Annotated in this window: 21 protein-coding genes; 14 read left to right on the forward strand and 7 right to left on the reverse strand. The window is 62.3% G+C overall.

The genetic code is table 11. The features are described 5' to 3' along the window. Window positions 1-224: 224 nt before the first annotated feature. The 8 genes from N2600_RS24325 to N2600_RS24360 all read left to right on the forward strand — a co-directional run bounded on the left by N2600_RS24325 (window position 225) and on the right by N2600_RS24360 (window position 7,889). Window positions 225-1,025 (forward strand): class I fructose-bisphosphate aldolase, encoded by an 801-nt coding sequence (locus N2600_RS24325; RefSeq protein WP_260299128.1) that lies wholly within the window; start codon window positions 225-227, stop codon window positions 1,023-1,025. Between the two features lie 3 nt (window positions 1,026-1,028). Continuing rightward, window positions 1,029-1,964, forward strand: a complete 936-nt coding sequence (locus N2600_RS24330) for a PfkB family carbohydrate kinase (RefSeq protein ID WP_260299129.1) — start codon at window positions 1,029-1,031, stop codon at window positions 1,962-1,964. Window positions 1,965-2,191: 227 nt separating this feature from the next. Further along, window positions 2,192-3,337, forward strand: a complete 1,146-nt coding sequence (locus tag N2600_RS24335) for an ABC transporter ATP-binding protein (protein WP_260299130.1) — start codon at window positions 2,192-2,194, stop codon at window positions 3,335-3,337. 134 nt (window positions 3,338-3,471) lie between these two features. Next, a complete protein-coding gene (locus N2600_RS24340) occupies window positions 3,472-4,548 on the forward strand; it encodes a Gfo/Idh/MocA family protein (RefSeq protein WP_260299131.1) in 1,077 nt (358 codons plus the stop codon). Further along, window positions 4,548-5,393 (forward strand): sugar phosphate isomerase/epimerase family protein, encoded by an 846-nt coding sequence (locus N2600_RS24345; protein WP_260299132.1) that lies wholly within the window; start codon window positions 4,548-4,550, stop codon window positions 5,391-5,393. Before N2600_RS24340 ends, N2600_RS24345 begins: the two co-directional genes overlap by 1 nt. After that, a complete protein-coding gene (locus N2600_RS24350; RefSeq protein WP_260299133.1) occupies window positions 5,390-6,199 on the forward strand; it encodes an alpha/beta fold hydrolase in 810 nt (269 codons plus the stop codon). Before N2600_RS24345 ends, N2600_RS24350 begins: the two co-directional genes overlap by 4 nt. Window positions 6,200-6,204: 5 nt before the next feature. Continuing rightward, a complete protein-coding gene (locus N2600_RS24355; RefSeq protein ID WP_260299134.1) occupies window positions 6,205-6,906 on the forward strand; it encodes a ribulose-phosphate 3-epimerase in 702 nt (233 codons plus the stop codon). Continuing rightward, entirely contained in the window at window positions 6,888-7,889 is a 1,002-nt protein-coding gene (locus tag N2600_RS24360) for an ROK family protein (protein ID WP_260299135.1), read from the forward strand. The genes N2600_RS24355 and N2600_RS24360 overlap by 19 nt, the downstream gene beginning before the upstream one ends. 49 nt (window positions 7,890-7,938) lie before the next feature. Here the strand turns inward: N2600_RS24360 and N2600_RS24365 are convergent, their stop codons facing one another. The 7 genes from N2600_RS24365 to N2600_RS24395 all read right to left on the reverse strand — a co-directional run bounded on the left by N2600_RS24365 (window position 7,939) and on the right by N2600_RS24395 (window position 15,974). Beyond that, window positions 7,939-9,549: a DHA2 family efflux MFS transporter permease subunit gene (locus N2600_RS24365; protein ID WP_260299136.1), complete on the reverse strand. Its 1,611-nt coding sequence runs from the start codon at window positions 9,547-9,549 to the stop codon at window positions 7,939-7,941. Window position 9,550: 1 nt separating this feature from the next. Further along, window positions 9,551-10,690: an HlyD family secretion protein gene (locus tag N2600_RS24370; protein ID WP_260299137.1), complete on the reverse strand. Its 1,140-nt coding sequence runs from the start codon at window positions 10,688-10,690 to the stop codon at window positions 9,551-9,553. A 115-nt stretch (window positions 10,691-10,805) separates the two neighbouring features. Beyond that, on the reverse strand, window positions 10,806-11,198 hold the full coding sequence (locus tag N2600_RS24375) for a DUF4112 domain-containing protein (protein ID WP_260299138.1): 393 nt from the start codon (window positions 11,196-11,198) through the stop codon (window positions 10,806-10,808). Window positions 11,199-11,364: 166 nt separating this feature from the next. Continuing rightward, on the reverse strand, window positions 11,365-12,438 hold the full coding sequence (locus tag N2600_RS24380; protein ID WP_260299139.1) for an alcohol dehydrogenase family protein: 1,074 nt from the start codon (window positions 12,436-12,438) through the stop codon (window positions 11,365-11,367). A gap of 13 nt (window positions 12,439-12,451) precedes the next feature. Next, a complete protein-coding gene (locus N2600_RS24385; RefSeq protein WP_260299140.1) occupies window positions 12,452-13,831 on the reverse strand; it encodes an aspartate aminotransferase family protein in 1,380 nt (459 codons plus the stop codon). A gap of 31 nt (window positions 13,832-13,862) precedes the next feature. After that, window positions 13,863-15,359 carry an NAD-dependent succinate-semialdehyde dehydrogenase gene (locus tag N2600_RS24390; protein ID WP_260299141.1) on the reverse strand — a complete coding sequence of 499 codons (1,497 nt, stop codon included), beginning with the start codon at window positions 15,357-15,359 and terminating at the stop codon, window positions 13,863-13,865. Between the two features lie 117 nt (window positions 15,360-15,476). Then, a complete protein-coding gene (locus N2600_RS24395; protein WP_260299142.1) occupies window positions 15,477-15,974 on the reverse strand; it encodes an Lrp/AsnC family transcriptional regulator in 498 nt (165 codons plus the stop codon). Window positions 15,975-16,075: 101 nt separating this feature from the next. Between N2600_RS24395 and ehuR the strand changes: the two genes are divergently transcribed. The 6 genes from ehuR to eutA all read left to right on the forward strand — a co-directional run bounded on the left by ehuR (window position 16,076) and on the right by eutA (window position 21,455). Further along, a complete protein-coding gene (gene ehuR, locus N2600_RS24400) occupies window positions 16,076-17,461 on the forward strand; it encodes a MocR-like ectoine utilization transcription factor EhuR (RefSeq protein ID WP_260299143.1) in 1,386 nt (461 codons plus the stop codon). A 122-nt stretch (window positions 17,462-17,583) separates the two neighbouring features. Then, on the forward strand, window positions 17,584-18,369 hold the full coding sequence (ehuA, locus tag N2600_RS24405) for an ectoine/hydroxyectoine ABC transporter ATP-binding protein EhuA (RefSeq protein ID WP_017967336.1): 786 nt from the start codon (window positions 17,584-17,586) through the stop codon (window positions 18,367-18,369). Between the two features lie 56 nt (window positions 18,370-18,425). After that, on the forward strand, window positions 18,426-19,274 hold the full coding sequence (gene ehuB, locus N2600_RS24410) for an ectoine/hydroxyectoine ABC transporter substrate-binding protein EhuB (protein WP_017967335.1): 849 nt from the start codon (window positions 18,426-18,428) through the stop codon (window positions 19,272-19,274). A gap of 75 nt (window positions 19,275-19,349) precedes the next feature. Beyond that, a complete protein-coding gene (gene ehuC, locus N2600_RS24415; RefSeq protein ID WP_026154478.1) occupies window positions 19,350-20,009 on the forward strand; it encodes an ectoine/hydroxyectoine ABC transporter permease subunit EhuC in 660 nt (219 codons plus the stop codon). A 4-nt stretch (window positions 20,010-20,013) separates the two neighbouring features. Continuing rightward, complete coding sequence (ehuD, locus tag N2600_RS24420) at window positions 20,014-20,673, forward strand: ectoine/hydroxyectoine ABC transporter permease subunit EhuD (protein WP_162115661.1); 660 nt, start codon at window positions 20,014-20,016, stop codon at window positions 20,671-20,673. Between the two features lie 2 nt (window positions 20,674-20,675). Then, window positions 20,676-21,455, forward strand: coding sequence for an ectoine utilization protein EutA (gene eutA, locus N2600_RS24425; RefSeq protein ID WP_017967332.1), 780 nt, complete (start codon window positions 20,676-20,678; stop codon window positions 21,453-21,455). Window positions 21,456-21,457 lie beyond the last annotated feature (2 nt).

Genomic DNA, 21,457 nt, shown 5'->3' on the forward strand with positions numbered 1-21,457 from the left:
GACTTTTGAAAAACGAAAGCTCGGCGTCTCATCCTACGGTCTCTGCTGTAGAAATAGCCGTTTGACGACGAAAATGCACGTCAAAAATTCACCAGTCACCTAGAAACGAAAGAAATCGAAATATTGAATGTTTGTTTGTTTTCGAGTTAGGGTTTTTCCAGCATCGGTGCCGGCAATCGCAAGTCTGCAATCACAAAGCCGGCAATCACAAAGGAAGTATCGCTATGGGTCTCGGAACCAAAATCCGCCTCGCACGCCTGTTCTCGAACCCATCGGGTCATCTGTTCGGAGGTGCCGTCGATCATTTTGTCGGTTATGGCAATGTACGTGAGGGCGGGCTTGCCGACCTGCCGGGTGCGCTCAGACGCGTCATGGCGGGAGGCCCCGACTACATCAGCATCCAGCCTGGCGCGGCGCGGCACCTCTGGTCGGAATATGCCGGAAAGGCAGCGCTCGTCATTCAGGGCGGTTGCTTCACCGCCGATGATCGCATTCGCCAGCTCATCGCGACCCCGGAAGACGCGGTGCGTTATGGCGCGGACGCTCTGGCTGTCGCCATTCCCGTGCGCGGCGCCACCGAAGGAGAGTATATCCGCTGGCTCACCGATACGGTCAACGCCGCTGCCCGCTTCGAAATGCCGGTCGTCGCCCATGTCTATCCCCGCGATTTCTCCGACGGCGGCAAGATCGTTTTCACCCCGGATGAAATCGCTTACGCCGTGCGCATCGGCTTCGAGGCCGGCGTCGACGTGATCAAGGTCGGCTACACCGGCGATTTCGAGTCCTTCCGCGAGACCGTTGCGACCTGCCCGATCCCGGTCGTGATCGCCGGCGGCCCGAAGACCGATACGCTGCTCGGAGCGCTCGTCCAGACCTCGGAGGCATTGCGCGCCGGAGCCAAAGGCGCGGTCGTCGGTCGCAACCTTTGGGGTCACGGCGATACGACCATGGCCGCGCGCGCCTTCAAGCTCGTTATTCATAAGGGCATGGCGCCGGAGGATGCGCTGGCGGCGGCCGGTGCTTGAGACGTGCCGCGCCCTTTCCAGGTTCTGGGCTTCGGCGCCCTGGCAGTCGATGACATCATCTATGTCGATCGGGGGCTGACGGCCGGCAAGGGGAGGGTGACGAAGCGTGCCACGGACCATGGCGGCAACGTGGCGACGGCCCTTGTTGCCGTCGCCAGACTTGGCGGGCGCGCCGGCTTCATCGGCTGGCTCGGCGATGAGCGGGCGGCGGATGTGGCGGGCAGCGAGCTCGAGCGCGACGGCGTCGACATATCGCTGGCTCCCCGCCACGCGGATGCCGCGCCGATCCGCTCCGTGATCACGGTTGGTCCGGACGGCGACCGGTTCATCGCTTATGACGACGATGTGCTGCACGGCACGTCGGATGCGCTGCCCGACGAGGTTTTGATGCAGGCCCCGGTCCTGCTGATCGATGGCTATGCCACGCATTCGGAAAGTGTCGTGGCGCGCGCACGCGCCTTGGGCTTGGCCGTGATTGCCGATATCGAATGGACGGTCGGTGCCGCGACCGACCGAATCCTGGCTTTTGCCGATCACCTAGTGCTGCCGCTTGCCTTCGGGCGGGAGTACACCGGCGAGGATGATCCAACGATGATCCTGGACAAGCTTTGGTCAAAGGATCGGTCCGCGGTTGTCCTCACCGATGGCGAACGAGGGACCTACCTCCGCCAGAAAAGCGATGCCACCTGGTGGCATGTGCCGGCCTATCAGGTTCAGGCGGTCGATACGACCGGCGCCGGTGATTGTTTTCACGGTGCCTACGCCCTTGCCCTCGCTAGGGGTAAAAGCCCGCTTGATTGCACTGCCTATGCCACGGCGGCGGCCGCCATTTCCGTGACCGCACGGGGAGGGCGAAGAGGCCTGCCGGATCACCAGACGTGTCTGGCATGGATGGCGGCAGAGAATGCGCCCGCGCCGCTCCCGATGCGCCAATCATAAAAGTTGCGCGCGATAAAAAATATGGTTCCGCAAATAATTTTCAATTGCCTGTAAAAAATATATGTATTTCAAATAGATATTAAGATCGTCTGACCGTTTACGGCGAACTGTCGTCGATTCTTTGGTTGACTTTGAAGCTCAGGCCTGAGCTTTCTTGTCGAAAGGATCGGAGACGGCGGGGAGCGCCGTTGGACGATGTGATCCGGACAGGTACGGGAGGACGAGACGTGGCTGTGGTTGTACTCGACAAGATCTGCAAGACCTACGGAAACAGCTACCATGCGATCAAAGATCTGAGCCTGACGATCCATGATGGCGAGTTTCTGATTCTGGTCGGCCCATCCGGATGCGGAAAGTCGACCGCTCTGCGGATGATTGCCGGGCTCGAGGAAATCAGCAGCGGAACGTTGAGCATCGGCGGTCAGGACGTCGTGGATCTCGCGCCCAAGGACCGGGACATTGCCATGGTCTTTCAAAGCTATGCGCTTTATCCGCATATGACCGTATTCGACAACATCGCCTTTTCGATGAAGCTGGCCGGAAAGAACAAGGCCGAACGCACCAAGCGCGTGCATGAGATCGCCAAGATCCTGCAGCTGGAGTCCCTGCTGGGCAACAAGCCCGCGCAGCTCTCCGGCGGCCAGCGCCAGCGTGTCGCGATGGGCCGCGCCATGGTCCGCGAGCCCGCGGCATTCCTCATGGACGAACCGCTCTCGAACCTCGATGCGAAGCTGCGCGTTCAGATGCGGGCAGAGATCGCCAGCCTGCAGAGACAGCTGGGCGTGACGACGATCTATGTGACGCACGACCAGACCGAAGCGCTGACCATGGGCGATCGGGTCGCGGTGCTGAAGGGCGGCGTGCTTCAGCAGGTGGATACGCCCAAGGCTCTGTATCACCGCCCGGTCAATGCGTTCGTTGCGGGCTTTATCGGTTCGCCGTCGATGAATCTTTTCGAAGGGCGTCTGCAGGGCGGGCGCATCCATCTGTCGGGCTTCTCCATTCCCTTGTCCGGCGGCGCCTTCGAGCGCGCTCCCGGTCTATCGGCTTTCGAGGGAAAGGACGTGATCTTTGGGGTCAGGCCCGAGGACCTCTACGACAGCCGGTTGCCGTCAGGCGCCTCCCATCCGACGATCCCGGTTGTCGTGAAGTCGATCGAGGAGCTCGGCTCCGAGTTGATCGTGCATTTAAAGATCGACGCGGTCCGGATCGACTCGGGCGACCCCGATGCCGTCGAGGATCTGAGCGGGGCCGCCAATGCCGTCGCGCGGTTCGAAGCGGTCAGCGCGGTCGAGACAGGCCAATCGATCGATCTGGCCATCGACCCGGCGAAACTGCACTTCTTCCACCCTCAAACGCATATGGCGCTGTGACGTGACGGGGGGAGCCGGCAGGCGCTGGTGGCAGTCCGGCCAGAAGCCGTCGGCGACGTTCGATGTCTTGAAAGCATTCCATCCGACGCCGAAACCAGCGTTCATCTTCAGTATCCGACGTAAAGGGCCTATCGATGCCATCAAAACAGGAACGACGTCTCCGCATCGGCGTATTGGGAGCGGGCCAGATTGCCCAGGCCGCGCACTTCGAGAGCTGCACGAAGGCAGCCAATGCCGAGCTCTATGCGATTTGCGACGTTGCCGAAGATCTCCGCGAACGTATGGCCATCACCCACGGGGCGGAAAAAACCTATGGCGACTACGACAGGATGCTGGCCGATCCCGACCTCGATGCCGTGATCATCGCGACCGCCGATGCCTTTCACGTCCCGGCTTGTATTCGCGCCCTTCAGGCGGGCAAGCATGTCCTCTGCGAAAAACCGGTCGGTGTCACCATCGAGGAATGCCTTGAGCTGAAGACCGCAGTCGACACGTCGGGAAAGGTGTTCCAGGTCGGACACATGAAGCGTTTCGATGCGGGGCTCCAGGCTGCCAAGTCCTTCATCCGCGATGAAATGGGCGAGATGGTCGCTCTCAAAGCATGGTATTGCGACAGCACGCATCGCTATCCGATGACCGATGCGGTCCAGCCGCTGATCGTCACCAGCGCCGAGGCGAAGAAACCCTCCACCAATCCGAAAGCCGACCTGCGGCGCTACTACATGCTTGCGCATGGTTGCCATCTGATCGACACGGCACGGTATTTCGCCGGCGACATCGTCTCCGTCAACGCTCGCCTGTCCGATCGCGCCGGTATCTGGTGCTGGTTCGTGGACGTGGAATTTGCCTCTGGCACGCTCGGCCATCTCGATCTCACCGTCCAGGTGCGCATGGACTGGCACGAAGGCTTTCAGATCTACGGCAAGAACGGCAGCATTTTGGGCAAGACCTATAACCCATGGTACTACAAGACCAGCGAGGTGGACATTTTCCGGGAAGCTGACGGCGCGACCCATCGCATCCTCGGTGCCGACGGCCATTTCTATCGCCGTCAGGTCGAAGGCTTCGCCTGCACTATTCTGGATGGGGCCGTGATGGAAGGCGCCGATATCGATGATGGTCTGGCATCCGTCCGGGCCATGGTTGCGGTTGCGCGCTCCGTCGAAAGCGGCAAGGCGGTTGCGCTGGCCGACGTCACGGGTGGCGTGTGATGAAGCTCGGCATCTTCGCAAAGACCTTCGAGGGAACGGAACCCTTGACCGTTCTCAATGCGGTCGCCGGGGCCGGGTTCACCTGCGCACAATACAATATGGCCTGCTCGGGCCTCGCGCCGATGCCGGAGACGATTACGGAAGCCGAGGCTCGCGCAGTCGGCGAAGCGGCGCGTAGCAGCGGCGTCGAAATCGTTGCCGTTTCGGGCACCTTCAACATGATCCATCTAGACCCCGCCGTGCGCGAGGCCGGCCTTCGCAGACTGGCAACGCTGGCCGAACGCTGCGCCGACATGTCGACGACCCTGATCACGCTCTGCACCGGCACACGCGACCCCATCGACCAGTGGAAGGCGCATGCCGACAACGACACGCCGGAGGCCTGGCGGGATCTCCTCGAGGCGATGGGCGCGGCCATCGAGATCGCCGAGCGCTATGACGTGGATCTCGGCATCGAGCCCGAGCTTGCCAATGTCGTCAACTCGGCTGAGAAAGCCTATCGGCTGATCGCGGCACTGAAGAGCCCCCGCATCAAGATCGTGCTCGATCCGGCCAATCTCTTCGAGGTCGCGACGCTGGATGAGCAGCGGAGCATTGTGTCTGCCGCCATCGACCGTCTGGCCGATCGGATCGTCATGGCGCACGCGAAAGATCGCAATCCGGACGGCAGTTTCGCGACCGCCGGCAAGGGCGTGCTCGACTATGGGCATTATCTCGGCCGTCTCAAAGCGATTGGTTTCGAAGGCAGTCTCGTCACGCATGGTCTTTCGGCCTCGGAGGCGGCCGGTGCGGCGGCCTTCCTGAAGAGCAGTCTCGACGGCGAACCTGCGGGGGCAGGAAGATGAGATGGGCGCAACCGTTCGAAACGAGCGACGGGACCATTCTCAATGTCGATATGTCGGGCGAGGGCGCGTCCGTCATATTCCAGCACGGCCTGTGCGGAGACGCGGCGCAGACCGATGAAGTCTTTCCGCTCGAAGCGGTTTTTCACCGGGTAACGATCGAAGCGCGCGGCCACGGCCGTTCCCAAGCCGGCAATCTGGAGCGGTTGTCGATTGCGACCTTCTGCGATGATATCGCCGCCTATATCGAGAAAAATCTTACGCTACCGATCGTGATCGGCGGCATCTCGATGGGCGCGGCGATCGCCTTGCGTCTCGCGGTCAAGCGGCCCGACCTTGTCAAGGCTCTGATCATTGCAAGGCCGGCCTGGCTGACGGCATCCGCGCCGGAGAATATGGCACCCAACGCCGAAGTCGGGCGGCTCCTGAAAACTCTGCCGCCGGGTGCGGCAAAGACCGCATTCCTCGCCGGGCCGGTTGGCGTGCGGCTCGCCGCCGAGGCGCCGGACAATCTGGCCTCGCTTGCCGGCTTTTTCTCCCGCACGCCTTTGGATGTGACCGCCGAACTGCTCACCAGGATTTCCAATGACGGTCCTGATGTGACCGACGAGGACGTCGGCAACATCGCCGTACCGACGCTCATCATCGGCCATAATCGGGACAGTATTCATCCTCTTGGCCATGCGCGTGCTCTTGCCGAGCGGATTGCCGGCGCGCGTTTCGTGCAGATCACATCGAAGACCGAGAGCCGCCCGCAATACGTCGCCGACTTCCGGCTTGCCATGGGCAATTTTCTGAAGGAGCTCTGAAAACAATGACGACCCCCTCCAAGACCTGGATCGCCGATCTTCCGAAAGATCGCTTGATTGCCGAATTCTCGGTCTGGTCGGCCGATCTCGTACGTCTGGCGGACGATCTGGCACGTGTCGATCCTCACGTCGACATCCTCCACATCGATGTCGCCGATGGCCATTTCGCGCCGGCCATGTTGTTTTTCCCTGATCTTGTTGCCGGCGTGCGCAAAGTGTCCGCGCGCCCGATCCATGTCCACCTGATGGTCGCCGATAGCATCCTCCTGTCGCAGATCGAACAGTTCGCCGATGCGGGCAGCGATTTGATCAGTCTTCACGTCGAAAACGACAGCGTCGCCGACGACGCTCTCGATCTTCTCGATCGCCGCGGTGTCGCAGCCGGCATGGTCCTCAAGGTCGAGACGCCTGTCGAACGCGTCGAGAAATACGCTTCCCGGCTGCGCTTTGTGACGCTGCTCGGCACGGCGATCGGCGTGAAGGGCCAGGGTCTCGACGAAAAAGCCGGAGCGCGGCTTCAACAGGCAAAGCAAATCATTGCCGGCTGCGGTGCGGCGCATCGGATCGTGCTGGCGGCCGACGGCGGCATTCGCGAACACACTGTGCCGCTTCTGCGCCAGTCGGGCGCGGAAACGGTGGTCCTCGGTTCCCTAGCTTTCAATGCGCCATCGCTCGACGAGCTGATGGCATGGCTGCGCGCACTCTAACTCATGGTCTTCACATGCAGCAGCAGGTTGCCATTGGAATCGACCTCGGCGGGACGCAGGTGCGCGCTGCCCTCGTCGACGAGCAGGGCAGGATTCTGGCGCGCGCAGCCGAATCAACGGATGCGCTGGCAGGCCCCGCCCGCGTGCTCGACCAGATTTGCGGACTGACCGATGGACTGCTTGCAGCATCGAACCCTGCCTCTGTGGTGGGCGTCGGCGTATCCGCTCCAGGCCCGCTCGATACCGTCGCCGGTGTCGCCTCGCATATCCCGACCCTCTCCGGCTTTGTCGACTTTCCGCTGAAGGCGGAATTGCAGAAGCGGTTTCCATTTCCGGTCGACCTTGAGAACGACGCGATTGCCGCTGCCATCGGCGAGTGGCAGTTCGGAGCCGGCAAGGGGCTCGATAATCTAGTCTATGTCACCGTGAGCACCGGCATCGGCGGTGGCGTTGTGTCGGATGGCCGGGTCGTGCGCGGTCGCAAGGGCATGGCAGCCCATGTCGGCCACATGTCGGTCGTGCCGAATGGAGAGCTTTGCCCCTGCGGCAACAGAGGCTGTTTCGAGGCCTACGGATCCGGAACGGCTTTTGCGCGCCGCGCCCAAATGAGGGCGATGGAATCCAGCGGGACGACGATCGTCAGCGACGGCGGCGCCATCGACAGCCGCAGCGTTTTTGCGGCCGCAAGAGATGGCGATCGCCTGGCAAATCAACTGATTGACGAGGAAGCGGAAATTCTCGGTCGCGGTTTCACCAGCCTGATCCATATCTTCAGTCCCGATATAATCGTGATGGGGGGCGGGCTTTCCCACGAGTTCGACCGGCTCCAACCGGGCATTCAAGGCTACATCACGCAATGGGCGATGCCGGCATTCAAGGATGTCAGAGTGATGCTGGCGGCATTGGATCAGAACTCGGGCCTCGTCGGCGCAGCGGCTCTGGCGTTTCTGACGGGAAAGATCCCTGCGGTCGATCATCAATAAAATCGGGGGTGCCCATGTCGGCTGATGGAACAGATGCTCGATCTGGCCATCAGCCATGACCCGAGCCGCCACCGCCTTGTTTCAGATCGATATTTCGCAGGATCAGGGCAAGAGGGATGAGGCAAAGGGAGATCAGCATGAGCGTGTGGAAGACGTCGATATAGGCAAGATAGCTCGCCTGTGTTTGAACCTGCTCTCCGATCCAGGCGGTTGCCTGCGTTTGGGCGTCCGCCATCGTCGAACCCCTGTCCATGAAATGCTGCGTGGCGGTTTGCAGTGTCTGTTGGTAGGCGGGATCGGATGGCACCACGCTTTCGACGAGCCGGCTTTGGTGCCATTGCTCGCGATGGGCAAGTACGTTCGAGGCGATCGACACGCCGATCGAGCCGCCGGTGTTGCGGGCGGCATTGATCAGCGCCGATGCCTGGTCGGTCTGGTCGGGGCGCAGGCCGTCATACGATGCCGAGGTGATGGGAATGAAGATCAGCGGCAGGCCGAGGCCGAGAAAGATGCGCGACCAGACGAAGAAGCCGAAGTTGAGATCGGCATGGATCCTCGTCATGTCCCACATGGCCGCCGCGATGATCGCCGTACCGATGGCGATCAGATATTTCGGCTGGATGCGGGCGGAGAGCCGGCCCGACACGAACATCATGACCATCGCCATGAGGCCGCCGGGCGATAGCGCGAGGCCGGCCCAGGTGGCCGTGTAGCCGAAGTTCTGCTGCAGGACCTCAGGGACGAATTGTGTCGTTGCGATCAGGATCGCACCCGTTGCCAGCATGACGATGAAGCACGATCCGAACTGCCGGCTTGCCAGCAGGTGGATGTCGATGATCGGATTCGATTTCGTCATCAGCCAGGGAATGGCGGCCGCAAGGGCGAGGATGCAGATTGCAATCGTGACGACGATGAAATTCGAATCGAGCCAATCCTCGATCTGTCCCCGGTCGAGCACCACTTCCAGGGCGCCGAGAAAGGTGGCGACGAGCAGGAACCCGACGATGTCGATGCGAATACCGGTGCGGCGCATTTCCGCCCGCTCCCGCTTCAGCGAGTCCGGCTCCTTCACCAGCATATAGACGAGCGCGAAGGCGAAGAGCCCGACAGGGCCATTGATCAGGAAGCACCAGTGCCATGAGAAATTGTCGGAGAGATAACCGCCGAGCGTCGGGCCGATCACCGGCGCAACCACGACGGCAACGCCGAACAGCGCAAATCCCTGCCCGCGCTTTTCGGGTGGGAATGAATCGGCGAGGATCGATTGCGAGATTGGCACCATGCCGCCGCCGGCAAACCCCTGGATCATCCGGAAGATCAGCAGCGATTCCAGGTTCCAGGCCATGCCGCAAAGGATCGAGGCAATGGTGAAGGTCGCAAGACAAAGCAGATAGAAGCGCCGCCGGCCGTAGCGTTTCGCGATGAAGCTGCTGGCGACGAGGATGATGGCATTCGAGACGAGATAGGTGGTGACGACCCATGAGGCTTCGTCGGCGCTTACGGCGAGGCCACCAGATATATAGCGAAGAGCAACGTTGGCGATCGTCGTGTCGAGCACCTCCATGAAGGTGGCGAGCGAGACGACGAGAGCGATCAGCCACGGGTTTGCCGCTTGTGTCGGCGATGCCTGGCTGCCAGCGGTGGTCGCAGCGCCGCTCACGTCAATCCCTCGGGCGGACCGTTACCGTCGGAACCACCGACATTCCAGGTCCGATCGCCACGTCCTGAGGCCAGTCGTCGACGGCGATCTTGACGGGAACGCGCTGGATGACCTTGACGTAGTTGCCGGTCGCGTTCTCGGCGGGAAGCAGCGAAAAGGCGGTGCCCGATCCCGGCTGGACCGAATCGACGTGGCCCTTCAGCGGTCTGTTCGGATAGGCGTCGATCGTCAGCTCGACCGGCTGGCCGGGGCGCATATCCGTCAGTTGCGTCTCCTTGAAATTGGCAGTCACCCAGATCTCGTCGGGAACGAACATCGACACGGCCTGGCCGGCTTGGATATATTGCCCTCTGGAACCGGAAAGGCGGACGATGCGACCGGGCTGCGCTGCGGTGATGGTCGTGTCGGCGAGGTTCTGTTCGGCGGCCTCGACCTGGGCTTGGGCCTGACGCAGGCTGGCAATCGCGCTCGCCTTCTGCGCTTCGGCGGCTGTCTTGTTCTTCAGCGCCGAGGTGACACTTGCCTGCGCCTGCGCCAGGCTTGCCTGGCTTTGCCTGAGCGTGGAGGTCGCCTGCTGCGCAGCCTGTTCGGAACCGGCGCCCGATTTGACCAGCTGCTGCTGCCGATCGGCCTCGTCCTGCGCGTACTGAAGTGCGGCTGCTGCCGAATTCTGCTGCGCCTTGGCTTCGTCGATAGCGGCATCGCCCGCTGCGATCTGCGCCTCGGCGCTTGAAATGGCCGCCTCGGCGACCCCAACCTGGCCTTTCGCCGCATCAAGCGCAATCTGATAATCGCGAGGATCGATCCTCAGGATCGGATCGCCCGACGTCACGTGCTGATTATCCGTCACGGATACGTCCGACACATAACCTGAAACCTTTGCGGCAACCGAGAAGCTGCGGGAATCGACGAAGGCATCGTCCGTCGTCTCGTAGGGGTGGAAATAGACCAGCCAGATGAAATAGCCGGCGACAGCCAGCAGCAACAGGGCAGCGATGCCGGAGAGGACCATGAATGGATGACGGCGAAGCAGCGAAGGGCGCTCTTCCTCCTTACCGTCATTCTGCCGTGCATTATCTTCCGCGGATTGATCCTGCAGGCGTTTCGTTTCGTCGCTTTTGGGAGGAGAGCTCTGATCCAACGGGCCGGTCTCGCACTTGGTGATTGAAACAGGGCGAACGCCAAAACCCCGCATAGGTTCCTGACGAGGAAGAACTGCAAAGGATTGTGATCGCTGAGCGAAACGATCGGCTTCGTCAAATGCGCCGGTTCAGCTCGTCTTCGCTGATCCCAAAGTGGTCGAGGATGATGCCGACGTTCCGGCGATGAGATTTGAAATAGACGTCGAAAAGATCGCCGAGGAGGGGAACCGTTCCGCCGGCGGCGTCGATCCCGAGATTGACAGCCATGCGGGCGAGCTTGTGGGTGGGAATGCCGAGACGTCTTGCTTCATCGATGATGAAAAGACCGATGAGGGATCCGGCAATGTCGCCGACCGCCGGGATGAGGCCGAGAACCGAGTCCGCGCCGATCCGCACGCCGATGACGGGCAATCTGACCGCGGTATCCATCAGGCGGGCTAGGCCGACGGCACGCCGAATTCTTGCGAGTTCGGCAGGGGTGAGGTATGTCGTGCTGCCGGTTGGCATCAGCGGCCGCTTGGCGCGAACGACAGTTCGGTCTCCTTCATGGATAGAAGGAAGCCTTGGATCTTCCGCAACAGCGAACGCTCGATGTCATTGCAATGATTTTCCATGGCCGTGAAACGCCGCAAGGCTCATAAAGTTCGCCTGGGGCGTGATCAGCGATCGGGTCTTATCGTTGGTCGGGAACCACGACCAATTTGCCCACGATATTCTTCGCCATGAAGTCGGTCTGCGCACGGTGGAATTCCGACAGCGGATAGACGCCGCCGACGAGCGGCCGGATTTTCCGGCTTTCGATATAGCCGACGATCCGACGAAAGTCCGCGCGGCTTCCCTGGCTCGAGCCGTGCAGTTCCAGCTGCTTCAGGTACAGGGTTCGCAAATCGAGCTGGACGACCGGGCCGGCGATGGCGCCGGCCGTCGTGTAGCGGCCTTCGGGGCGCAGGATCTTCAGAAGATCGTTGAACAGCGGCCCGCCGACGAGATCAGCGACGACATCGATCGGCTGCCCACGGCTGGCGGAATGGACGGCTTCGGCCAGATCGCCCTTGCCGCGGGTCACGACCGCTTCGGCGCCGATATCGAGCATCGCCGCTTCCTTGCCGGGGCCGGCGACCGCGATCGGGATGGCGCCGCGGGCCCGCGCGAGTTGGATGATCGCCGAGCCGACGCCGCCCGAAGCGCCGGTCACCAGAACGCGTTCGCCGGCGACAAGCCTTGCCCTTTCCAGCATGCGCTCACCGGTCAGGTAGGCGCAGCAGAAGGTGGCGAGTTCGACGTCGGTCAGATCGGTTGCGACGACATGGGCGTTTTCGGCCGGCAGTGCCATATATTCGGCAAAACCGCCGTCGCGGCCATGGCCCATGTAATCGATGTCCGCGAGGCTGTCGTCGTCGCGGTTATAGATCGAGAAGTCGACCATGACGCGTTCGCCGACGCGTGCCGGATTAACGCCGGCGCCGACGCTGACGATATGGCCGACCGTATCGGTGCCCTGGATGCGCGGGAATGTCAGCGTGTTGCCTTGCCTGCGCCATGTGGAGACGGCGGACGGATCGTCCTCGGTGCCATAGGCGCCTTGGCGGACCCAGACGTCAGTATTGTTCATGCCGCAGGCCGTCACGCGGATCAGAACCTCGCCGTCCGCGGGTCTCGGGACGGGCACGTCCCTGTCATAGACGAGCTTGTCCAGACCGCCATGGCCGGTGAGCAATACGGCCGCCATCTTTTCCGGGATCGTCATGCCGTTCTTCTCCTCAGATGTTCGTGAAGACGGTTTCGATCGCATCCGCCGCGGCCTTGACCACGATATCGGCCTCTTCGCGGGTCAGGCAGAGCGGCGGGGCGAAGCCGAGGATATCGCCCTGCGGCATGGCGCGGCCGATGACGCCGCGTTCGAGGAGGGCGGAGGCGACCTGCGGGCCTATCTTGCGGCCGGCATCGAAGAATTTTCGGTCGTCCCTGTCCTCGACGAATTCGACGGCCGCCATCAGTCCGTCGCCGCGGACTTCGCCGACGTTGCGGTGGCCGCCGATGGCTTTCTCCAGTTCCGAGCGGAAGTAGGCGCCGGTCGCACCCGCATTCTCGACGATGCCGAGTTCGTCGATCAGCTCGAGATTGGCAATGCCTGCGGCAGCACAGATCGGATGAGCGGAATAGGTCCAGCCGTGACCGATCGCGCCCATCTGATCGGAACCCCGAACCAGGACTTGCCACATCTTGTTCGACACGATCGTGCCGGAAAGGGGAGCGTAGGCCGAGGTCAGGCCCTTGGCGATGGTGATCAGGTCCGGCTTCATGCCGTAATGATTCGAGCCGAACATGGTGCCGAGACGGCCGAAGCCGGTGACGACTTCATCGGCGACGAGCAGGATGCCATATTTGTCGAGCACGGCCTGGATCTTCTGCCAGTAGGTTTTCGGCGGCGGCACGATACCGCCGGTGCCGAGGATGGGTTCGCCGATGAAGGCGGCGACCGTTTCCGGGCCTTCGGTAATGATCATCTCCTCGAGCTTGTCGGCGCAATATTGCGAGAACTGCTCCTCGCTCATCGACCGGTCGGGGCGGCGGAAATAATAGGGTGCTTCGGTGTGCAGCACCGGTGCGCGCGGCAGGTCGAAAGCGTTGTGAAAAAGCGCCAGGCCGGTGAGGCTGCCGGTCATGACGCCGGAGCCGTGATAACCGCGCCAGCGCGAGATGATCTTCTTCTTTTCCGGGCGGCCGAGGATGTTGTTGTAGTACCAGATGAGCTTGATGTTGGTCTCGTTGGCGTCCGAGCCGGAGAGACCGAAATAGACGCGGCTCATGCCGTCGGGCGCGCGGTCGATGATCATCTTCGAAAGCGTAATCGAGGCTTCCGTGCCGTGGCCGACATAGGCGTGGTAATAGGCGAGGTTCTTCGCCTGTTCGGCGATCGCGTCGGCGATCTTCTGGCGGCCGTAGCCGACGTTGACGCAATAAAGGCCGGCAAAGGCGTCGAGGCTTTTGCGGCCTGTCGTATCGGTGATGTAGACGCCTTCGCCGCCAGCGACGACGCGGGTCGGCGTCTCGCCGCGGGCATGCCCGCCCATATGGGTCGAGGGATGGAAGAAGTGATCGCGGTCCCAGGCGGTGAGTTCGTTGCTTCTATCGAGCATGTCGTAGCCTCTTTCTTGAAAATGGAGCGGCTCAGGCGGCCGTGTCGATGCAGAGATATTTAAGCTCCGTGAAGGCCTCGAGCCCATGGCGGGAACCCTCGCGGCCGAGGCCGGACTGCTTCCAGCCGCCGAAGGGAATGGGAGCGCCGGTGATTTTCACGCGGTTGACCGCCACCATGCCGTATTCCAGCGCACGGCCGAGCCGCATCTGGCGGGCGCCGTTCTCCGTGACGATATAGGCGACGAGGCCGTATTCGGTATCGTTAGCGCGGGCGATGACCTCGTCTTCGGTGTCGAAAGTGGTAACCGCCGCAACGGGCCCGAAGGTCTCCTCGCGCATGATCAGCGCATCCGCCGGCACATCGGTCAGCAGCGTCGGCTCGTAGAAAAGCCGGCCGGCCCTGTGGCGCTTGCCACCGGTAACGAGCCGCGCGCCATGCGCCAGCGCGTCGGAGACGTGCTCCTCGACCTTGCTGACGGCGCGTTCATGCATCAGCGGCCCGATCTCGGCGCCATCCTCGAGCCCCGGGCCGACCTTCAGTTCGGCAATGCGGTCTGCGAAGGCCTTGGCAAAGGCATCGGCGATCCGGCGCTGGACGAAAATGCGATTGGCGGCGAGGCAATCCTGGCCTGACGTGGCAAACTTGGCGTTGACGGCGATCTCGACCGCCTTTGATATATTGGCGTCTTCGAAGATGATCAGCGGGGCGTGGCCGCCGAGTTCCATCACCAGCCGCTTCAGTGTCGGAGCGCACTGGGCGGCGATCAGCCGTCCGATCCCGGTCGAGCCGGTGAAACTCATGGCGCGCACGCGATTGTCGGCGCACATCCGCCCGACGATCGTAGCGGCATTGCCGGTGGCCACGTTGAAGACGCCGGCGGGAATGCCCGCCCGCTCGCCGAGCTCAGCAAGCGCCAGTGCCGAAAGCGGCGTCTCGGAGGAGGGGTGGGCGACGACCGTGCAGCCGCCGGCCAGCGCCGCGGCAGCCTTTCGGGTAAGCATGGCAGAGGGGAAATTCCAGGGCGTGACGATGCCGACGACGCCGAGCGCCTCACGCCGGACGATCATTTCCGCGCCGGGCAGATGGCTGGTGACGCTCTCGGCGTTCAGCCGTTTGCCTTCCTCGGCATACCATTCGACGAAGGAGGCGGCGTAATCGATCTCGCCGCGCGATTCCGCGATCGGCTTGCCCTGTTCGAGCGTCATGATCAGCGCCAGATCCTCTTTGGCAGCCAGCATCAGCTCAAACCATTTGCGCAGGATCGCCGCGCGGCTCTGCGGCGGCATCGCGCGCCAGCCGGCGAAAGCCTCCGACGCGGCATCGATCGCCACCGCCGTCTCATCCGCGCCAAGGCTTGCAACCCAGGCCAGCGTCGCCGAAGAGGCGGGATCGGTGACCTCGAAACTTTTCCCTGATTTGCTGGCGATCCACCGGCCGCCGACATAGGCCAGATCGCGCAGGAGATGACGGTCGGCAAGCCGCGACAGCGCGTCATGATAGGCGGGGCGGGCAAAAGCGGCGGTCATATCAAGTCTCCTCGTGGCTGACGCAAGTTTTCCACGGGAGCGGGCGAGAGATTGTCTGTTGGTGAAGGCGAAAACAGAGAGATGGTCTAAAGGACGGCGGCCTGGCAGAGAGATTGTCTACGACGCGGTCTCGTCTTCGCCGGCGGCAGTGAAGGAAGAGATCGGAAGGACAGTGTCCTCCTTCACCGTCTTGGTGACGATGTAGGTGAAGTAGCGGTCGATGCCGAGTTCGCGGTCGAGAAGCCCGTCGACCAGCCGCTGATAGGCGTCGATGTCGGGCGCGATGATTTTCAGGATGTAATCGACGCCGCCGCCGACCGACCAGCAGGCGACGATCTCCGGGATTGCGGTCACGGCGCGCTCGAAGCGTTCGAAATCCGCCTGGCGATGATTGGCGAGCGTCACTTCCATCATCACGCTGGCGACCGGCGCGATGCGCCGTGGCGCGACGCGCGCGTGGTAACCGGTGATAACACCGGCCTTTTCGAGCTTGCGCAGCCGCATCCAGCACGGCGTCGGCGACAGCCCGGCCTTTTCGGCCAGCGCCAGCTTGGTGATGCGGCCGTCGCGCTGGACGGCGTCGAGAATGCGCAGGTCGATGGCGTCGAGCTTCATGGTGCTTTCTTTAGAAAGAAATCATTTCAAACGCAGCGAAAAGACAATGGGAGCGCATTTTGGCATTGTCAATTGAACTGATTTTCAGCAGTGTTAAAATCATGACAAAGTGGCGCCCCGATCCCTCGCAACTCCGCCGGCCGGCCTATCTCTCGCTTGCCGAGCAGATCGCAAACGCGATCATGGACGGCAAGCTCTCCGATGGCGTGCAATTGCCGCCGCATCGCAAGATGGCCGATGATCTGCATCTTTCCGTGCAGACGGTCAGCCGCGCCTATGACGAATTGATCCGCCGGGGGCTGATATCAGGCGAGATCGGACGCGGCAGCTTTGTCCAGACTAGACCGCGCGAGCCAGAACCGCCCTATCTGCCGGAACGGCTGGGCGAGGTGATCGATCTGTCGATCCTGAAGCCGGTCTGCGAGCAGATCCATTTGGAAAGGCTGCGGCAGGCCTTCGGCTGGCTTTCGGAAAACCTGCCCTCCAGCTCGGCGCTTTCATTCAGGCCGAATATGGTATTTCCACGCCATCGCGCCGTCGCTACGGAATGGCTGGCGCGATGCGGGCTGGAGGTATCGCCGCTGAACATCAGCGTGACGAACGGTGCGACATCGGGCATGACGGTGGCGCTGATGAGCGTTGCCCCGCCCGGTTCGACGGTTGCGACCGAAGCGATCAGCCATCATACGCTGGTTCCGCTCTCCACCTATCTCGGTCTGCACCTCGAAGGGCTGGCGATCGACGAGGAGGGCATGATCCCCGAAGCGCTGGACGAAGCCTGTCGAAAGGGACCGATCCGGGCCATTTTCCTGCAGCCCTCGGTGATCAATCCGATGGCGGCGCTGATGAGCGCGAACCGCAGGCAGGCGCTTGCCACCGTCGCGGCCAAGCATGATATCGCGATCATCGAAAACGATATTCTCGGCCCGATGGTCGAGAACCGCGCGCCGCCGATGGCCGCGTTTGCGCCGGAACGGACACTCTACGTCACGAGCTTCACCAAAATTACCGTTCCGGGCCTGCGGATCGGCTATCTCACCGCGCCCGACCGCTATGTCGCGGCCGTCGCCAACAGGCATCTCGTCTCCAACTGGATGGCGACACCTGCCATGGCGGAGATCGCCACCCGCTGGGTTAGCGACGGCACGGCGATGGAACTGGTCAACTGGCAGCGCCGTGCGCTTTCGAACCGGCACGCGATCGCGGCGGAGATGCTGGCGGGCCTGCCGTACCGGGCGCATCCGCAAAGCCTGCACGTCTGGCTGCCGCTCTCAGGCAACCATACCGAGGATGGGTTTGTTTCGCAGGCAAGGCTGCGCGGTGTGGCGATCGCGCCTGGCAAAGCGTTCCACACTGCCGATCAGGGCTGGACGCCGGCCGTGCGCATTTCGCTTGGTTCGACGACGGAAAGCGAGTTGCGGACGGGGCTCGGCATCGTCGCCTCACTGGCGCAAGGCAATCCGGAAGAGCTGCTGCTTGCGATCTGATGCCGATGCCTTGTATTTGAGCGCGCGCAGAATAATTGTCATGATATTATTTTACGAATTGACATGATTTTGATGGACCGTCATCGTTAGGACATTGCTTGTCTCAACAGGGAGAGACATGAATGCTTCCGCCCATCATCCGCATCGACAACATCGTCAAGAAATACGGCCCGCTGACCGTGCTCGACGGCCTGTCGATGAATGTCATGCCGGGCGAGAAGTTGGCGCTGATCGGGCCATCCGGCTCCGGCAAGACGACGATCCTGCGTATTCTGATGACGCTGGAGACGATCAGCGGCGGCCATATCGAGGTCGACGGCGAGCAGCTCTACCATATGCCCGGTAGCAGCGGGCTGGTGCCGGCTGACGAACGGCATCTGCATCGCATGCGCGAAAAGATCGGCATGGTCTTTCAGCATTTCAATCTGTTCCCGCATAAATGCGTGCTCGACAACGTGACGTTGGCGCCGATGCTGACCAAGGGTATCAAGCGGCCCGTGGCGGAAAAGCGGGCGCTGGAGCTTCTCGACATGGTCGGCCTGGCCGACAAGGCAAAGAGCGTTCCGGCGCAGCTTTCCGGCGGGCAGAAGCAGCGCGTCGCCATTGCCCGGGCGCTGGCTCTATCGCCGAAGATCATGCTGTTCGACGAGGTGACCTCGGCGCTCGATCCGGAACTGGTCGAGGAGGTGCTGAACGTCATGCGGCGGCTCGCCTCCGAAACCGACATGACCATGCTTCTCGTCACCCATGAGATGGGCTTCGCCCATGATTTCGCCGACCGTGTGCTGTTCTTCGATCGCGGCAAGATCGTCGAGGAAGGCAAGCCGGGCGACATCTTTCGCAATCCGACCCAGGAGAGGACGCAGACCTTCCTGCGCAAGATCATTGCGGCGGGGCACCGCGTCTGACCTCAGACATTGCCCGCAAGAACAAAACTCAAGGAAAATCAGAGGAGTTGGGAACGATGAAAACAGGATATCTTTTGAGCGCCGCCAGCCTGTCGGTGCTTCTGATCACAGCGGCTGCGCCTGCCTCCGCCGCCGATGACAAGCTCGAGCAGCTGAAGGAGCAGGGCTTTGCGCGCATCGCCATCGCCAACGAGCCACCGTTCACCGCTGTCGGCGCCGACGGCAAGGTGTCCGGCGCGGCCCCCGATGTGGCGCGCGCAATCTTCGAAAAGCTGGGCGTCAAGGAAGTGGTCGCCTCGATCTCGGAATATGGCGCGATGATCCCCGGCCTGCAGGCCGGCCGCCACGACGCGATCACCGCGGGCCTCTTCATGAAGCCCGAGCGCTGCAACGCCGTCGCCTATTCCGAACCGATCCTCTGCGACGCCGAAGCTTTCGCTCTCAAGAAGGGCAATCCGCTGAAGCTGACGAGCTACAAGGATATCGCCGACAATCCGGACGCCAAGATCGGCGCCCCGGGCGGCGGCACCGAGGAGAAGCTGGCGCTCGAGGCCGGCGTGCCGCGTGATCGCGTCATCGTCGTTCCGGATGGCCAAAGCGGCATCAAGATGCTGCAGGACGGCCGCATCGACGTCTACTCGCTGCCGGTCCTGTCGATCCACGATCTGATGGCCAAGGCAAACGATCCGAACCTCGAAACCGTCGCTCCCGTCGTCAATGCGCCGGTCTATTGCGATGGTGCCGCCTTCCGCAAGCAGGATGTTGCGCTCCGCGACGCCTTCGATGTCGAGCTGAAGAAGCTGAAGGAATCCGGCGAATTCGCCAAGATCATCGAGCCCTACGGCTTCTCGGCCAAGGCGGCGATGTCGACGAGCCGCGAAAAGCTCTGCGCCGCGGCGAAGTAAACGAGGTGAGCACCCGGCCATGCCATCGGCACGGCCGGGTTATCCTCAAACGATCTCCAGAGAAGCGAGTTGCCGATGTCGGGATGGTCCGGCTATCTGACATTGATCCTTGAGGGCGCCCTGGTGACGCTCCAGCTGACGATCATGGGGTCTGCTCTGGCGCTTGTCATGGCGTTCCTGGCGGGCCTCGGCCGCCTGTCGCGATTCTTTGCCGTGCGGGCTCTGGCGACGGCCTATATCGAATTCTTTCGCGGCACCTCGATCTTCGTCCAGCTGTTCTGGGTCTATTTCGTGCTGCCCTTTGCGGGCGTGACCCTGACGCCGCTGCAGGCAGGCGTGCTGGCGCTCGGGCTGAATGTCGGCGCCTATGCGGCGGAAGTGGTGCGCGGCGCCGTTAAGGCTGTCGGGCGCGAACAGTCGGAAGCCTGCATCGCGCTCAACCTTTCGCGATACCAGCGCATGCGTCACGTCATCCTGCCGCAGGCGCTGCCGCTGATGCTGCCGACCTTCTGCAACAATGCAATCGAACTCTTGAAGGGCACGGCCGTCGTGTCGCTCATCTCGCTGACGGATATGACTTTCCAGGCGCAGGTTGTGCGGGCGCAGACCGGCAGTACGCTGGTGCCCTTCGCGACGATCCTCATCCTCTATTTTCTCATGGCCTCGGCGATCTCCGCGACGATGCGCTGGCTGGAGCGGCGGATGGCGCGCAGCCTCGACGGCATAAGGACCTGATCGGATGGAATGGGATTGGGACTTCGTCTGGCAGATCATGCCGACCCTCCTCGAAGGGTTCAAGATCACTCTTCTCGCCACCATCCTCGGCGCTGCCGTCGCCATGATCGTCGGCCTGGGGCTCGCCATTGCGCGGCGCTCACCGCTCGCCGGCATTTCCAGGACGGTCGCTTTCGTCTCGGAATTCATCCGCGGTACGCCATTGCTGGTGCAGCTCTACTTCATCTTCTACGTGCTGCCGGATATCGGCATCCGGCTGGCGCCGCTCACCGCCGGCGTCATCGGCATGGGCATTCACTATGCAACCTATACCGCCGAGGTCTATCGCGCCGGCATCGAGAACGTGCCGCGCGGACAATGGGAGGCAGCCAAGGCCACCAATCTGTCGACCCGCCAGGCCTGGATCCACGTGATCCTGCCGCAGGCGATCCCGCCGATGATCCCGGCGCTCGCCAATTATTTCATCGCCATGTTCAAGGAGACGCCGCTGCTTTCGGCAATCACGGTGCTCGAACTGATGAACCAGGCAAAGAGCATCGCCAACAGCAATTACCGCTACATCGAGCCGATGACGCTGGTCGGCGTCTTCTTTCTCGTCATCAGCCTGATCTCGGTCTTGGGTTTGCGCTGGCTCGAGGAACGCTACGCCAGGATGGACGACTGACCATGACCGTAGAGATTGAGATCATTCCCGCCGGCCGGCTGCCGCGACTGGACGACCGGCCGCTGGAAAAGCGCATCGGCCTCATCATCCTCGCAACCGACCACACGACGGAAGTCGACTTCCAGCGCATGGTAGCCGGCGATCGCATCGGCGTTTATGTCAGCCGCATCCACTATGCCAATCCGGTCACGCCGGAAAACCTCCTGAAGATGCAGCCGTCGCTGACCGAAGGCGCGGCATTGATCCTGCCGGACGAGGCACTCGATGCCATCGTCTATTCCTGCACCTCCGCTTCGGTGGCGATCGGTGACCGGAACATCGAGGCGGCGATCCACGCGGCAAAGCCCGGCGTTCCTGTCGTGACGCCGACGGCGGCCGCCGTGACCGCCTTGAAGGCACTGGGCGCCAGGCGGATTTCGGTGCTGACGCCCTATACGATCGAGACCAGCCGGCCGATGGCGGATTATTTCGGGGAGCTCGGCTTTGCGATCGACCGGTTCACCTGCCTGGGACTGACCGACGACCGTCAGATGGCGCGGATCGCACCGGACGAGATCGTCGCCTTCGCACGCCAAGCACTGGCGCCGCAGTCGGACGCGCTGTTTATCTCCTGTACGGCGGTGCGGGCGGCCGAGGTCGCGGACCGGATCGAGGCTGAAATCGGCAAGCCTGTCGTCACCAGCAATCTTGCGACGGCCTGGGCCTGCCTGCGGCTCTGCGGCGATGATCGGGCGCGGTCCGAACTCGGTCAATTGATGACCAAGCCCTATCGGGAAGGCTGAGA

Origin of the sequence: Rhizobium sp. WSM1274 (assembly GCF_025200775.1) — a bacterium.
In the GTDB taxonomy this organism is placed as follows: domain Bacteria; phylum Pseudomonadota; class Alphaproteobacteria; order Rhizobiales; family Rhizobiaceae; genus Rhizobium; species Rhizobium leguminosarum_I.

What these genes read in the sequence shown, in the direction of transcription:
- N2600_RS24350 (WP_260299133.1), top strand. Translation starts at nt 5,390, where the DNA reads ATGAGATGGGCGCAACCGTTCGAAACGAGCGACGGGACCATTCTCAAT.
- N2600_RS24390 (WP_260299141.1), bottom strand. Translation starts at nt 15,359, where the DNA reads ATGACCGCCGCTTTTGCCCGCCCCGCCTATCATGACGCGCTGTCGCGG.
- N2600_RS24375 (WP_260299138.1), bottom strand. Translation starts at nt 11,198, where the DNA reads ATGCCAACCGGCAGCACGACATACCTCACCCCTGCCGAACTCGCAAGA.
- N2600_RS24355 (WP_260299134.1), top strand. Translation starts at nt 6,205, where the DNA reads ATGACGACCCCCTCCAAGACCTGGATCGCCGATCTTCCGAAAGATCGC.
- N2600_RS24385 (WP_260299140.1), bottom strand. Translation starts at nt 13,831, where the DNA reads ATGCTCGATAGAAGCAACGAACTCACCGCCTGGGACCGCGATCACTTC.
- N2600_RS24380 (WP_260299139.1), bottom strand. Translation starts at nt 12,438, where the DNA reads ATGACGATCCCGGAAAAGATGGCGGCCGTATTGCTCACCGGCCATGGC.
- N2600_RS24325 (WP_260299128.1), top strand. Translation starts at nt 225, where the DNA reads ATGGGTCTCGGAACCAAAATCCGCCTCGCACGCCTGTTCTCGAACCCA.
- N2600_RS24345 (WP_260299132.1), top strand. Translation starts at nt 4,548, where the DNA reads ATGAAGCTCGGCATCTTCGCAAAGACCTTCGAGGGAACGGAACCCTTG.
- ehuD (WP_162115661.1), top strand. Translation starts at nt 20,014, where the DNA reads ATGGAATGGGATTGGGACTTCGTCTGGCAGATCATGCCGACCCTCCTC.
- N2600_RS24395 (WP_260299142.1), bottom strand. Translation starts at nt 15,974, where the DNA reads ATGAAGCTCGACGCCATCGACCTGCGCATTCTCGACGCCGTCCAGCGC.
- ehuC (WP_026154478.1), top strand. Translation starts at nt 19,350, where the DNA reads ATGTCGGGATGGTCCGGCTATCTGACATTGATCCTTGAGGGCGCCCTG.
- ehuA (WP_017967336.1), top strand. Translation starts at nt 17,584, where the DNA reads ATGCTTCCGCCCATCATCCGCATCGACAACATCGTCAAGAAATACGGC.
- N2600_RS24340 (WP_260299131.1), top strand. Translation starts at nt 3,472, where the DNA reads ATGCCATCAAAACAGGAACGACGTCTCCGCATCGGCGTATTGGGAGCG.
- ehuB (WP_017967335.1), top strand. Translation starts at nt 18,426, where the DNA reads ATGAAAACAGGATATCTTTTGAGCGCCGCCAGCCTGTCGGTGCTTCTG.
- ehuR (WP_260299143.1), top strand. Translation starts at nt 16,076, where the DNA reads ATGACAAAGTGGCGCCCCGATCCCTCGCAACTCCGCCGGCCGGCCTAT.
- N2600_RS24360 (WP_260299135.1), top strand. Translation starts at nt 6,888, where the DNA reads ATGGCTGCGCGCACTCTAACTCATGGTCTTCACATGCAGCAGCAGGTT.
- eutA (WP_017967332.1), top strand. Translation starts at nt 20,676, where the DNA reads ATGACCGTAGAGATTGAGATCATTCCCGCCGGCCGGCTGCCGCGACTG.